The following is a 13,088-nucleotide window of genomic DNA, read 5'->3' as shown; positions in this document are numbered from 1 at the left end:
CCCCCTACATCGGGACGCATGGCACAGAACCGTTTTTCCCAAGGGCCCGGCCCCTCGCAGCGCCAGCTTCGCGTGGGCGAGCTGATCCGCCGCACCCTGTCCGACGTGCTGTTGCGCGCCGATGTCCACGACCCCGATCTCAACCGCCATTCGATCACCGTGGGCGAGGTCCGCACCTCGCCCGACCTGAAGGTGGCCACGGCCTATGTGCTGCCGCTCGGCGGCCACGATGCCGAGGATGCGCTGGCCGCGCTGCGCCGCAATTCGGCCGAGCTGCGCCACCTGGTCGCCAAGGCCATGACGCTGAAATACGCGCCGCAGCTGCGCTTCCAGCTGGACGAGACCTTCGACCGGCTGGACGACACCCGCCGCATGTTCGCCGACGAACGCGTCCGCCGCGACGTGGAAGGCGCGGACGAGGACGGCGATGAGGATTGACCTGCGCCCCCTGGGCGTGGCGCTTGGAATGCTGCTGGCCCTGGCGATCCCGGCAGCGGCGGAAGGCTGCGGGCGCATGACCCATGACGGGCAGGGCTATGTCGTCTGCGAGGTCTCGGCCGGGCAGGAACCCGCGCTGCGGCTGTGGCAGGACGATGCCCAAGGCAAGCCCCTGCGCAACTTCAGCAATGTCCGCGCGACGCTGGGGCAGGGCGAAAGCCTGGCCTTCGCGATGAACGCGGGCATGTATCACGCCGATTACCGCCCGGTGGGCCTGCTGGTCATCGAGGGTGTGGAACTGCAGCCCATCGTGACCGGGGCAAGCCGCGACAATTTCGGGATGCTGCCGAACGGGGTCTTCTGCACCGGCGGCGCGCGTCCCTTCCAGGTGATCGAAAGCCGCGCCTTTGCTGCGGCCCGCCCGGATTGCCGCCTTGCCACCCAGTCCGGCCCGATGCTGGTGATCGACGGCGACCTGCACCCGCGCTTCCTGGTCGATTCGGACAGCCGCTATGTCAGGAATGGCGTCGGCGTGTCGCCCGACGGTCAGACCGCGTGGTTCGCGATTTCCGACCGCGCCGTCACCTTCCATGAATTTGGGCGGCTGTTCCGCGACGGGCTTGGCGTGCGTGATGCGCTGTATTTCGACGGCTCGATCAGCCGGCTTTACGCGCCGGGGATGAACCGGGCGGATTTCGGGCGGTCGCTGGGGCCGATCATCGGGCTGGTCGACAGCGCCGGTTGATCTGGGCCGGTTGACCTTGTGCGGGCGGCTGGCTATGCCGCCGCCTTCGATTTCACGGGGGATCCGATGGCACGCAAGAAGGGCCGCGACATCAATGGCTGGCTGATCGTGGACAAGCCCGCGGGCGTCACCTCGACCGCGGTGGTGGCCAAGGTGCGCTGGGCGCTGGATGCGAAAAAGGCGGGACATGCCGGCACGCTGGACCCCGACGCGACCGGGGTGCTGGCCGTAGCCCTGGGCGAGGCCACGAAGACCGTCGCCACCGTCACCGATGCGCTGAAATGCTATGACTTCACCGTCACCTGGGGCGCCGAGACGACCACCGACGATGCCTCGGGCGAGGTGGTGCGCCGGTCCGACACGCGCCCCGACCGCGCCGTCATCGAGGCCGCGCTGCCCTCCTTCACCGGGGACATCATGCAAATCCCCCCGGCCTTTTCCGCCGTCAAGGTCGATGGCGAGCGTGCCTATGACCTAGCGCGCGAGGGCGAGGAACTGGATCTGGCCGCCCGTCCCCTGTGGGTCGAAAGCCTGACCCTGCTGGAGACTGGCCCCGACAGCGCCCGGCTGGAGATGGTCTGCGGCAAGGGCGGCTATGTCCGCTCCATCGCGCGCGACCTTGGCCGCGCGCTTGGCTGCCTGGGCCATGTCGCCCATCTGCGCCGCACCTGGTCCGGCCCGTTCGAGGTCAGCGACGGCGTTCCCTTCGACAGGATCGACCGCGAGGCGCAGGACTGGCTGGATGGCCGGCTTCTGCCACTGGAAACCGCGCTGGCCGACCTGCCGATGCTGCGCGCCACGCCCGAAGGCGCGGTCCGCATCCGCAACGGCAATCCCGGGCAGGTGACGGGATCGGCGGAATGGGGCGATCTGGTCTGGGTGGCGGATGCCAAGGGCCCGGTCTGCATCGGGCGTTATCAAGGCGGTCTGGTGCAGCCCGAGCGGGTGTTCAACCTTTAGCCCAGATAGGCCCGCAGGCCCGGCGGAGGATTGTCCAGCAGCGGCCCGGTCGGCGCAGGGGCATGGACCACCCCGCCATCGACCAGGATCGTCTGCGGCGCGAAGCTGCGGGCGTCGTCGGGATCGTGCGTGACCATCAGCACCGTGGCATCGGTCTGGTCGGCGATGCGGCCCAGCAGGGCCAGCATCTCGGCCTTCAGCGCAGGTCCAAGCGCCGCGAAGGGTTCGTCCAGCAGCAGCACGGGACGCGCGCGCAACAGGACGCGGGCCAGGGCCACCCGGCTTTGCTGACCGCCCGACAGGTTGGCGGGCTTGCGCGTTTCCATCCCCTCCAGCCCGACCTCGGCCAGCACCTGCGTCACGCGGGCGTGCTGCGGATTGGACAGGCGCAGGTCGGGGCGCAGGCCAAGGCCCACGTTCTGCGCCACCGTCAGATGCGGGAACAGGTTCTGGTCCTGGAACAGCGTCGAGACCGGGCGCTGCCCCGGCGGCAGGCCGGTGATGTCCTGCCCGTCCAGAAGGATGCGCCCCCGGTCGGGCGGCAGGAAGCCACCCACCAGCGACAGCAGCGTGGACTTTCCCGATCCGGATGCGCCGATCACCGCCACCCGCGCGCCGGTGGGTATGCTCAGATCCGCCGACAGGGTGAAGCTGCCGCGCGTCACGCGGATGCCGTCAAAGTCAAGCAAGCCGGCCTCCCCGGTCGAAAATCCAGAACAATCCGAAACTGATCGCCATCAGCAGCACCGCGCAGGCCGAGGCATCGGCCATGCGGTAGGAATTCATCAGTTGGTAAAGCTGCAGGGGCAGGGTCGGCCGGTCGCCGCCGAACAACGTGATCACACCCAGGTCCCCCATCGCCAGGGCCGCCGCCAGCCCGCCCGCGAAGCCCAGGGGGCGGGCCAGCCGCGGCAGGGTCAGCAGCCGCAGCCGGGCCAGCCCGCGCAGATCCAGCGAATCGGCCAGCCGCCCGTAATCCCCCTGCAGGGTCCGCGCCGCCGGGATCAGCGCCCGCAGGCCGAAGGGCAGGGCCATGACCGCATTGATCGCGACCGTCACCGGCAGGGCCAGCGCCTGCGGTGGAAACCAGGTCCGCGCCAGGATGAACAGCCCCGTCCCCAGCACCAGGGGCGAGGCGATCAGCGGCAGCATGCCCGCCGTCTCGATCCAGCGCATCCGCCCGCGCGCAAGCGACAGGGCAAGGGTCAGCGACAAGCTCAGCGCCAGCAGGGCCGAGATCAGCGCCATGACCACTGACCGCGCTGCTGCCTCCCAGACCTCGGGGGGCAGGGCCGGAATGCGGGGCAGGCCGCGCGTGATGACGGCGGCCATGGGCCAGACCAGGAACCCGGCGGCGGTTGTGATCACAAGGGCGTCGCTGATCCGGTGCCAGCCTCCGGGTGCCGCGGGCATGTGGTCGGCATCCAGCCCCGCCCCGAAAGCCGCCGGGACCGCGATCCACCGCGCCACCCCCATCGCCCCGACGCAGAGGGCGATCTGGATCAGCCCCAAGCTCGCCGCCCGGCCCAGGTCGAAATCGAAGCGGAAGGCCTGATAGATCGCCAGTTCGACTGTTGTCGCACGGGGACCGCCGCCAAGCGCCAGGGCGACGGTGAAGCTGGTCAGGCAAACCAGGAACACCGCCAGCCAGACGCCGGGCAGCACTGCCCGCAGCATCGGGCGTTCCAGATGCCGGGCCACGTCGCCGGGGCCGAAGCCCAGGCTTTCGGCAAGCCGGAACCGTTCCGAGGGGATGGCCTGCCAGCCTTGCAGGATCAGCCGCACCGACAAGGGCAGGTTGAAGAACACATGCGCCAGGATCACGCCCTGCCAGCCATAGATGGTGATCTCGGGAAGACCCAGGGCCCGCAGTCCGTCATTGACGGCGCCGTTGCGGCCAAAGACCGAGACCAGCCCCATGATCGCCACGATCACCGGCAGGATGAAGGGTGCGCCCAGCAGCGTCACCAGCGCCCCGCGCCCCGGAAAGCGCCGCCGCGCAAGGGCGCGGGCGACGGGGACCGCCAGTCCCGCCGACAGCATGGCCGACAGCGCGGCCTGCCACAGGGTGAACCAGACCGCGCGCCAGTCCCAGGGGCCAAGCCCCGTCAGCCCCTGCGCGGCCCAGGCGACCGCCGCAAGCGTGCCCCCGATCAGGGCCGTCAGGCCGGTGGCGACAACCGCGCCCCCCGCCTCGGCCCGGGTCAGCCGAAGAATGCCCGCAGCCATTCGTCCAGCGCGGGCTGGCGAGCCGCCTCGGCCTCGTCTTCGGAATAGAACAGGGTCTTTTCGGGGCGCGGCAGGTCGCGCATCACCTGCGGCCAGTCGTCCTGCGGCAGCTTGGCGGGCAGGGACCAGTTGGCCAGCGGAATGACGGCCTGGAACTCGGGGGTCAGGATCCAGTCCATGAATTTCCGGGCCAGTTCTGGCTGGTCGGTGGTGCGGACCTGGGCCGCCACCTCGGCCATGAAGTAGTGGCCCTCGGGGAAGATCGCCGCCTTCTTGGTGGCGTCATCCTCCGCCTCGATGTGATAGGCGGGCGAGGTGGTGTAGGACAGGACCATGTCGGCCTCGCCCTCGGTGAACATGCCGTAGGCTTCGGACCAGCCCTTGGTCACGGTCAGCACCTTGGGGGCAAGCTTGGCCCAGGCATCAGACGCATCGTCGCCATAGACCGATTTCACCCACAAGAGCAGCGCCAGCCCCGAGACGGATGAGCGGGGATCCTGGATCACGATCTTCAGGTCGTCAGGCGCGTCCAGCAGTTCGGCAAAGCTTGCAGGCGGGTTTTCGAGACGGGTTTCGTCATAGACAAAGGCCGTCTCGCCCCAGTTGTAGGGCAGGAAGATGTCGTCCGTCCATTCGATCGGCAGCGACAACCCGCTGGTATCCTGCCCGTGCGGCGCGAAAAGGCCCGATGCGCGGGCGCGGGCGGTCACGTCGGTGTTCAGGCCGAAGACGATGTCGGCATCAGACCGCTCGCCCTCCATCAGCAGGCGGGACAGCTCGTCCCCGGCGACGAAGCGCAGGTCGCAGGCGCAGAAGGCCTCGAAGCCTTCCTCGATCTTCGGGCCGGGACCCCATTCGCTGGTGATGGATTCGCCCGCATAGACGGTCAGGACGGGCCGGTTCTTCACGTCCCCATCCTGCGCCATGGCCGGGGTCGCGGCCAGCAGGGCCACAAGCAGGGGGATTCTCATCGCTGCCTCCTTTCACAGGGTCACGAAAGAAAGGACAGCGTCACCTTCCCTCCGCCGGTGCTAGCCGGATCAGGTTCAACGGGTCCGCGATGCCGCGTCTCAGCCAGGAAAGGCCCCCCGAGGTAGGGCCTGAATGTAGGGATTTCGCAGGCCGGCGCAAGCGGCTAGAACAGCGGCCATGACGAAGGACACCACCGATCAGCCCACCCCGATGATGGCGCAATACCTGGCGATCCGGGATGCCAATCCCGGCGCGCTGCTGTTCTATCGGATGGGCGATTTCTACGAGATGTTCTTCGACGACGCGGTCGCCGCCGCCGCCGCGCTGGACATCGCCCTGACCAAGCGCGGAACCCACGCGGGCGAGCCCATCCCGATGTGCGGCGTGCCGGTCCATGCGGCGGAAAGCTATCTGCTGACGCTGATCCGCAAGGGGTTCCGCGTCGCCATCGCCGAGCAGATGGAGGACCCGGCCGAGGCGAGGAAGCGCGGGTCCAAGTCGGTGGTGGCCCGCGACGTGGTGCGCCTTGTCACCCCCGGCACCCTGACCGAGGAATCGCTGCTGGAGGCGCGGCGCCACAACTATCTGGCGGCCTTTGCCCAGGTGCGGGATGATTGCGCGCTGGCCTGGGTGGATATCTCGACCGGCGTCTTCCAGGTGATGGACTGCGCCCAGGCCCGGCTGGCGCCGGAGCTGGCGCGTCTTGCGCCCCGCGAGTTGCTGGCGGCGGACGGCTCGGGGCTGGACGATCTGGCGACTGATGCCGGGGCGGCGCTGACCGACCTGCATGCCTCGGCCTTTGACAGCGCGGCGGGGCAGCGGCGGCTTTGCGCGCTGTATGGCGTGGAAACGCTGGACGGGTTCGGCAGCTTTTCCCGGGCCGAACTGTCGGCCATGGGGGCCATCGTCGATTACCTGGACCTGACGCAGAAGGGAAAGCTGCCGCTTCTGCGCCCGCCGGTGCGCGAACGGGCGGGCGGGGCGATGGGGATCGACGCGGCGACCCGGCGCAACCTGGAACTGACGCAGGCTCTGTCGGGCGGGCGCGAGGGCAGTTTGCTGGCGGCCATCGACCGGACGGTGACGGCGGCGGGCGCGCGGCTTCTGGAACGCCGCATCAGCGCCCCTTCCCGCGATCTGGCGCTGATCCATGCACGCCAGGACGCGGTGGCGATGCTGGTGGACGACCCGCGCCTGATGGCCGACCTGCGCGAGCGGCTGTCGCGCGTGCCCGACATGGACCGCGCGCTGTCGCGGCTGGCGCTGGACCGGGGCGGGCCGCGCGATCTGGCGGCGATCCGGACGGGGCTGGCGCAGGGGGCTGCGATCGCGGCCCGGCTGCCGGACGATGCCCCGCCGGTCCTGGCCGATGCCGCGCGCGACCTGACCGGCCACGGCGACCTGATCGGGCTGCTGGACGATGCGCTGGTGGCCGAGCCCCCGCTTTTGGCCCGCGACGGCGGCTTTGTCGCCAGCGGCCATGACGCGGATCTGGACCAGACCCGCCGCCTGCGCGACGAGGGTCGCGGCGTCATCGCCGGGATGCAGGCGGACTATGCGGCGCTTGCCGGGGTGCAAAGCCTCAAGATCAAGCACAACAACGTGCTGGGCTATTTCATCGAAACGACAACGACCCATGCCGAACGCATGATGGCGCCGCCGCTGAACGCGACCTTCATCCACCGCCAGACCACCGCCAACCAGATCCGCTTCACCACCGTCGATCTGTCGGAGCTTGAGACCCGGATCCTCAACGCCCGCGACCGCGCGCTGGAGATCGAGCGCGGCATCTTCGACCGCCTGCGCGCGGCGGTGCTGGATCAGGCCGCAGCCATCGGCCAGGCGGCCCGCGCCTTGGCCGAGATCGACCTGGCCGCAGCTTTCGCCGGCATCGCCACGGGCGAGGGCTGGACGCGTCCGCAGGTGGATGACAGCCGCGCCTTCGTGATCGAGGGCGGCCGCCACCCGGTCGTGGAACGTGCGCTGAAGCGCAAGGCCGAAAGCTTCGTCGCCAACGACTGCGCGCTGACCGAAGGCGAGACGCCCGCGATCTGGCTGCTGACAGGCCCGAACATGGCCGGCAAATCCACCTTCCTGCGCCAGAATGCGCTGATCGCCGTGCTGGCGCAGGCGGGGGCTTTTGTCCCTGCGCGGCGTGCGCATATCGGTGTGGTCAGCCAGCTGTTCAGCCGGGTGGGCGCCGCCGACGACCTGGCGCGGGGCCGGTCCACCTTCATGGTGGAAATGGTGGAAACCGCCGCGATCCTGAACCAGGCCGACGACCGCGCCCTGGTGATCCTGGACGAGATCGGGCGCGGCACCGCGACCTGGGACGGGTTGTCCATCGCCTGGGCCGTGATGGAGCATCTGCACGAGATGAACCGTTGCCGGGCGCTGTTCGCCACCCATTACCACGAGATGACGGCCCTGTCGGCCAAGCTGGATGGCGTGGAAAACGCCACCGTCGCCGTGCGCGAATGGGAAGGCGACGTGATCTTCCTCCACGAGGTCAGGAAGGGCGCCGCCGACCGCAGCTATGGCGTGCAGGTCGCGCGGCTGGCGGGGCTGCCTGCCAGTGTGGTCGAACGGGCCCGCGCGGTGCTGGACGCGCTGGAATCGGGGGAACGCGAGGGTGCGGCGCGTCCCGCGGCCCTGATCGACGACCTGCCGCTGTTCCGCGCCGTGCCCCCCGCGCCACCACCTGCCAGGGCCAAGGAAAGCCCGCTGGAGGCGCGGATGAAGGACATCCACCCCGACGCCCTGTCCCCGCGCGAGGCGCTGGATCTGATCTATGAACTGAAAGCCCTGACCGGAGAAACCGCATGAGCTTCAACACCTTCGGCCGCGAGTTCCGGTTCACCACCTGGGGCGAGAGCCACGGCCCGGCGCTGGGCGCCACGGTGGACGGCGTGCCCCCCGGCGTGGCGATCGACGAAGCCTTCATCCAACAATTCCTGGACCGCCGCCGCCCGGGAACCAGCAAGCACACAACCCAGCGGCGCGAAGCCGACCAGGTCCGCATCCTGTCCGGCGTCTTCGAAGGGCGCACCACCGGCACCGCGATCCAGCTGATGATCGAGAACACCGACCAGCGGTCCAAGGACTATGGAGAGATCGCGCAGGCCTTTCGGCCCGGGCACGCCGACATCACCTATCACCTGAAATACGGGCACCGCGACTATCGTGGCGGCGGGCGGTCAAGCGCGCGCGAGACGGCGGCGCGGGTCGCGGCCGGGGGCGTGGCGCAGGCGGTGCTGCGCGACCTGCTGCCCGATCTGTGCATCACCGGATACATGGTGCAGATGGGCAGCCTGCACCTTGACCGGGCAAGATTCGATGCGAATGCCATCGGCGAGAACCCGTTCTTCCTGCCCGACGCCACGGCCGTGGACCAATGGTCCGACTACCTGGACGGCATACGCAAGGACCAGAACAGCGTCGGCGCCGCCATCGAGGTGCTGATCGAGGGCTGTCCCCCCGGACTGGGCGCGCCGATCTATGCCAAGCTGGACACCGACCTGGCCGCCGCGATGATGTCGATCAACGCCGTCAAAGGCGTCGAGATCGGCGAGGGGATGGCTGCGGCTGCCCTGACCGGCACCGACAATGCCGACGAGATCCGCATGGGCAATGACGGTCCCATCTATCTGTCGAACCACGCGGGCGGCATCCTGGGCGGCATCAGCACCGGCCAGCCGATCGTGGTCCGCTTCTCGGTCAAGCCGACCAGTTCCATCACAACGCCCCGCCGCACCATCGACCGGCACGGGGCCGAGATCGACCTGATCACCAAGGGCCGCCATGATCCCTGCGTGGGTATCCGCGCCGTTCCCGTCGCCGAGGCGATGGCCGCCTGCGTGATCCTGGATCACCTGCTGATGGACCGGGCCCAGACCGGGGGCGCACGGGGGCGGATCGGCTGACGAATCCTCCGCCGATGGAATTTCGACGACGATCGGACCACAAGTGTCATTCGGTTGTTACATAGTCGTCGCACAAGCGTCACCTGTGGCGCTTAGGTCACGCACAGCCCCACCCTGGGCGTGAAGTAACAGGAGAGATCCATGTCCACCGTGAAATTCACCGTCTCGGCCCTGGCCGTGATCGCCGCCTCGGCCACGGCCGCTGCCGCCCGCGATCAGATCCAGGTGTCGGGTTCGTCCACCGTGCTGCCCTATGCGACCATCGTGGCCGAGGTGTTTGGCGAAAACGCCGACTTCCCGGTCCCGGTCGTCGAATCCGGCGGCACCGGCAGCGGGCTGCAGAAGTTCTGCGAGGGCGTGGGTGAAAACACCATCGACATCGCCAATGCCAGCCGCCCGATCCGCGATGCCGAACGCGAGGCCTGCACCGCCAACGGCGTGACCGACATCATGGAGGTCCGCATCGGCTATGACGGGATCGTCTTCGCCAATGCCGCGGCCGGCCCCGATTTCGCCTATACACCCGCCGCCTGGTTCAACGCCCTGTCCGCCAAGGTCGTGAAGGACGGCAAGGTCGTGGACAACACCGCCGCCAACTGGAACGAAGTGAACCCGGACCTGCCCGAGCAGGAAATCCTGGCCTTCATCCCCGGCACCAAGCACGGCACCCGCGAAGTCTTCGAGGAAAAGGTCATCATGGCCGGCTGCGAGGAGTCGGGCGCCATGGAAGCCTTCGTGGCCTCGGGCATGGATGAGGACGCGGCCGAGGAGGCCTGCACCACGCTGCGCACCGACGGCCGCGCCGTGGACATCGACGGCGACTATACCGAGACGCTGGCCCGCATCGAAAGCTCGCCCAACGGGATCGGCGTGTTCGGCCTGTCCTTCTTTGAGAACAACACCGACAAGCTGAAGGTCGGCACGATCAATGGCGTGACCCCCTCGACCGAGACCATCGCCTCGGGCGAATACCCGGTGTCGCGTCCGCTGTTCTTCTATGTGAAGAAGGCGCATATCGGCCAGATCCAGGGCCTGCAGGAATTCGTCGAATTCTTCGTGTCGGACGAACTGGCCGGCCCCGACGGCCCGCTGGCCGAATACGGCCTGGTGTCGGATCCGGAACTGGCCGCGACCCAGGAAGCCGTGGCCAACCAGACCGTGATGCAATAACGCACGGGCAGGCGGCGGGGAATCCCGGCCGCCTGCCGCCCTTTCGTCTTTTCACATGGGATTGCCCGAATGCCGCTGTCATGGGCCCTTCTTGCAAGTTTCCTGCTGGCCGCAGCCGGCTATGTCGTCGGTCGCGGCAGGGCCCTTGCCTCGGTCGGCTCCGATGCCCGCAGGCTGCACAGCCGACCGAACTATCACGGTTGCAGCGTCGCGCTGACCGCGCTGCTGCCGCCGCTGGCGGTGCTGGCCGTGGCCTCGGCCCTGCGGCTGACGGACGTGCTGACGGATGAGACCGGGGCGGTCGTGGGCATCCTTGCCCTGGTCGCCGCCATCGGGGGGCTGGGGCTTGGCGTCATGCGGATCGGGCAGGAGTTCCAGGCCCGCAACGTGGTCGAGCGGATGGTGCTGGGCCTTCTGATGCTGTGTTCGCTGATCGCCATCGTCACCACCGCAGGGATCGTGCTGTCGCTGGTCTTCGAGACGGGACATTTCTTCCAGATCTACGACTGGAAGACCTTCCTCTTCGGCACCGAATGGACGCCGCGCTTTCAGGGAAATTCGCAGCTGGGCATCGTGCCGCTGCTATGGGGGACGATGTATGTCTCGGCCATCGCGCTGCTGGTTGCGGTCCCGATCGGGCTGTTTGCCGCGATCTACATGTCCGAATACGCCTCGCGCCGGGTGCGCGGCTTCGTCAAGCCCGCGATCGAGGTTCTGGCCGGCATTCCCACCATCGTCTATGGCCTTTTCGCGCTGATCACCGTGGGCCCGCTGCTGCGGGACTATTTCGCGCAGCCGCTGGGCCTGGGCAATTCCGGCACCTCGGTCCTGACGGCGGGGCTGGTCATGGGGATCATGCTGATCCCCTTCGTCAGTTCGCTGTCCGACGACATCATCAACGCCGTGCCGCAATCCTTGCGCGACGGCGCATTGGGCCTGGGCTCCACCCCGTCGGAGACCGTGCGCCAGGTGGTGCTGCCCGCAGCGCTTCCGGGCATCGTCGGCGCCGTCCTGCTGGCCGCCAGCCGCGCCATCGGCGAGACGATGATCGTCGTGCTGGGCGCGGGCGCCGCAGCCCAGATGAGCCTGAATCCGCTGGAGGCGATGACCACCATCACCGTCAAGATCGTCAGCCAGCTGACCGGCGACAGCGACTTCAACTCGCCCGAGACGCTGGTGGCGTTCGCCCTGGGGCTGACGCTCTTTGCCATCACCCTCGTCCTCAACGTGGTCGCGCTCTACATCGTGCGCAAATATCGCGAGCAATACGAATGACCGATATGCCGCTGTCCCGCCCGACCGACATGGCCGACCGCAAGCCGTCCGCCTCGCTTCTGGAACAGGATGCGCGGACCAAGGCCCGCAATGCCGCCGAAAAGCGCTTCCGCCTGTATGGCGTTGCAGCCATCGCGATTTCCATGATCGCGCTGGTGGTGCTGCTGGCGACGATCCTGACGGGCGGCGCGGGCGCCTTCCGACAGACCTACCTGAACATCCCGGTCGAACTGGATGCCGAGATCCTGGATCCCAAGGGCAACCGCGACCCGGCCGAGATGGCCAAGGTGCTGACCCTGTCCTATGGCAAGGTCCTGGACGCCGCGGTCGAGGCCACGGTCGCCCGCCACGGCCTCCAGATCGAAGGCCTGTCCGAAAAGGACATCGACAACCTGATCTCCAAGGAGGCCTCGGCCCAGGTCCGCGACCGCGTCCTGGCCGAACCCGAACTGGTCGGCCAGACGGTCGAATTCGACGTGCTGACGGGGGGGCGGATCGACGGCTATTTCAAGGGCCGCGTGACGATGGAAAGCGCGGAACGCGACAGCAATACCTCGCCCCAGCAGCTGCAACTGGCTCAGGAACTGGCCGACCGGGGCGAGATGGTCACCCGCTTCAACTGGAACTTCCTGCGCTATGCCGATGCATCGGACCAGCGGCCCGAGGCCGCGGGCCTGGGCGTGGCGATCCTGGGGTCGTTCTACATGATGCTGGTGGTGCTGGTCCTGGCGGTGCCGATCGGTGTCGCGGCCAGCATCTACCTGGAAGAATTCGCCCCCAAGAACCGCATCACCGACATCATCGAGGTCAACATCTCGAACCTGGCCGCGGTGCCTTCGATCGTCTTCGGTATCCTGGGTCTGGCGGCCTTCATCAACTTCGCGGGCCTGCCGCAATCAGCGCCGATCGTGGGCGGCCTGGTGCTGACGCTGATGACGCTGCCGCGCATCATCATCCCGACCCGGGCCGCGCTGAAGGCGGTTCCGCCGTCGATCCGCGACGCGGCGCTTGGGGTGGGGGCCTCGAAGATGCAGTCGGTCTTCCACCATGTCCTGCCGCTGGCCACGCCCGGCATCCTGACTGGCATGATCCTGGGCTTGGCCCAGGCCCTGGGCGAGACCGCGCCGCTTCTGCTGATCGGCATGGTTGCCTTCATCCGCGACGTGCCGGGCGGGCTGCCGTCGGGGCTGTTCGATCCGGCGTCCGCGCTGCCCGTGCAGGTCTATAACTGGACGCAGCGGTCGGACCCGGCCTTCATCGAGCGGGCCTCGGGCGCGATCATCGTCCTGCTGATCTTTCTCTTGTGCATGAACGTGCTGGCCATCTGGCTGCGCCGCAAGTTCGAGCGCCGCTGGTAATCCCCCGGAAGGAGTCCA

Annotated in this window: 11 protein-coding genes and 1 riboswitch; of the genes, 8 read left to right on the top strand and 3 right to left on the bottom strand. The window is 68.4% G+C overall.

The features are described from left to right. Positions 1 to 18: 18 nt before the first annotated feature. From rbfA to truB, 3 genes are all read left to right on the top strand, one after another. Complete coding sequence (gene rbfA / locus OU682_RS06660; protein WP_268941293.1) at positions 19 to 438, top strand: 30S ribosome-binding factor RbfA; 420 nt, start codon at positions 19 to 21, stop codon at positions 436 to 438. After that, positions 428 to 1,183 (top strand): phosphodiester glycosidase family protein, encoded by a 756-nt coding sequence (locus OU682_RS06655; protein ID WP_268941292.1) that lies wholly within the window; start codon positions 428 to 430, stop codon positions 1,181 to 1,183. Before rbfA ends, OU682_RS06655 begins: the two co-directional genes overlap by 11 nt. A 66-nt stretch (positions 1,184 to 1,249) precedes the next feature. Then, the gene (truB, locus tag OU682_RS06650) at positions 1,250 to 2,143 is read left to right on the top strand and encodes a tRNA pseudouridine(55) synthase TruB (RefSeq protein ID WP_268941291.1); all 894 of its coding nucleotides are present in this window, start codon (positions 1,250 to 1,252) and stop codon (positions 2,141 to 2,143) included. On the opposite strand, the gene OU682_RS06645 is transcribed toward truB, so the two are convergent. Genes OU682_RS06645 through OU682_RS06635 form a run of 3 tightly spaced genes read right to left on the bottom strand, consistent with a single transcriptional unit; the run spans position 2,140 to position 5,343 of the window. Next, positions 2,140 to 2,832: a thiamine ABC transporter ATP-binding protein gene (locus tag OU682_RS06645; RefSeq protein WP_268941290.1), complete on the bottom strand. Its 693-nt coding sequence runs from the start codon at positions 2,830 to 2,832 to the stop codon at positions 2,140 to 2,142. The genes truB and OU682_RS06645 overlap by 4 nt on opposite strands. After that, positions 2,825 to 4,372 (bottom strand): thiamine/thiamine pyrophosphate ABC transporter permease ThiP, encoded by a 1,548-nt coding sequence (locus OU682_RS06640; protein WP_268941289.1) that lies wholly within the window; start codon positions 4,370 to 4,372, stop codon positions 2,825 to 2,827. Before OU682_RS06640 ends, OU682_RS06645 begins: the two co-directional genes overlap by 8 nt. Continuing rightward, complete coding sequence (locus tag OU682_RS06635; RefSeq protein WP_268941288.1) at positions 4,348 to 5,343, bottom strand: thiamine ABC transporter substrate-binding protein; 996 nt, start codon at positions 5,341 to 5,343, stop codon at positions 4,348 to 4,350. The genes OU682_RS06640 and OU682_RS06635 overlap by 25 nt, the downstream gene beginning before the upstream one ends. A 29-nt stretch (positions 5,344 to 5,372) precedes the next feature. After that, a riboswitch (TPP riboswitch) is annotated at positions 5,373 to 5,473 on the bottom strand. Positions 5,474 to 5,521: 48 nt separating this feature from the next. Here OU682_RS06635 and mutS point away from each other — a divergent pair. The 5 genes from mutS (at position 5,522) to pstA (ending at position 13,070) form a co-directional block, all read left to right on the top strand. Beyond that, entirely contained in the window at positions 5,522 to 8,170 is a 2,649-nt protein-coding gene (mutS, locus tag OU682_RS06630) for a DNA mismatch repair protein MutS (protein ID WP_268941287.1), read from the top strand. Then, positions 8,167 to 9,267 (top strand): chorismate synthase, encoded by a 1,101-nt coding sequence (gene aroC, locus OU682_RS06625; protein WP_268941286.1) that lies wholly within the window; start codon positions 8,167 to 8,169, stop codon positions 9,265 to 9,267. The genes mutS and aroC overlap by 4 nt, the downstream gene beginning before the upstream one ends. Before the next feature lie 141 nt (positions 9,268 to 9,408). Next, positions 9,409 to 10,437: a substrate-binding domain-containing protein gene (locus OU682_RS06620; protein WP_268941285.1), complete on the top strand. Its 1,029-nt coding sequence runs from the start codon at positions 9,409 to 9,411 to the stop codon at positions 10,435 to 10,437. Between the two features lie 69 nt (positions 10,438 to 10,506). After that, positions 10,507 to 11,712: a phosphate ABC transporter permease subunit PstC gene (gene pstC / locus OU682_RS06615; protein ID WP_268941284.1), complete on the top strand. Its 1,206-nt coding sequence runs from the start codon at positions 10,507 to 10,509 to the stop codon at positions 11,710 to 11,712. Beyond that, the gene (gene pstA / locus OU682_RS06610) at positions 11,709 to 13,070 is read left to right on the top strand and encodes a phosphate ABC transporter permease PstA (protein ID WP_371832216.1); all 1,362 of its coding nucleotides are present in this window, start codon (positions 11,709 to 11,711) and stop codon (positions 13,068 to 13,070) included. Before pstC ends, pstA begins: the two co-directional genes overlap by 4 nt. The last annotated feature ends 18 nt before the right edge of the window (positions 13,071 to 13,088 follow it).

Origin of the sequence: Paracoccus benzoatiresistens (assembly GCF_026913015.1) — a bacterium.
GTDB lineage: Bacteria > Pseudomonadota > Alphaproteobacteria > Rhodobacterales > Rhodobacteraceae > Paracoccus > Paracoccus benzoatiresistens.
The sequence above is the reverse complement of the archived record's forward strand: the minus strand, read 5'-3'. Positions and strand labels throughout refer to the sequence as shown.

Coding starts and splice junctions, on each gene's coding strand:
- OU682_RS06640 (WP_268941289.1), bottom strand. CDS start 4,372: ATGGCTGCGGGCATTCTTCGGCTGACCCGGGCCGAGGCGGGGGGCGCG.
- truB (WP_268941291.1), top strand. CDS start 1,250: ATGGCACGCAAGAAGGGCCGCGACATCAATGGCTGGCTGATCGTGGAC.
- OU682_RS06655 (WP_268941292.1), top strand. CDS start 428: ATGAGGATTGACCTGCGCCCCCTGGGCGTGGCGCTTGGAATGCTGCTG.
- aroC (WP_268941286.1), top strand. CDS start 8,167: ATGAGCTTCAACACCTTCGGCCGCGAGTTCCGGTTCACCACCTGGGGC.
- pstC (WP_268941284.1), top strand. CDS start 10,507: ATGCCGCTGTCATGGGCCCTTCTTGCAAGTTTCCTGCTGGCCGCAGCC.
- rbfA (WP_268941293.1), top strand. CDS start 19: ATGGCACAGAACCGTTTTTCCCAAGGGCCCGGCCCCTCGCAGCGCCAG.
- mutS (WP_268941287.1), top strand. CDS start 5,522: ATGACGAAGGACACCACCGATCAGCCCACCCCGATGATGGCGCAATAC.
- pstA (WP_371832216.1), top strand. CDS start 11,709: ATGACCGATATGCCGCTGTCCCGCCCGACCGACATGGCCGACCGCAAG.
- OU682_RS06635 (WP_268941288.1), bottom strand. CDS start 5,343: ATGAGAATCCCCCTGCTTGTGGCCCTGCTGGCCGCGACCCCGGCCATG.
- OU682_RS06620 (WP_268941285.1), top strand. CDS start 9,409: ATGTCCACCGTGAAATTCACCGTCTCGGCCCTGGCCGTGATCGCCGCC.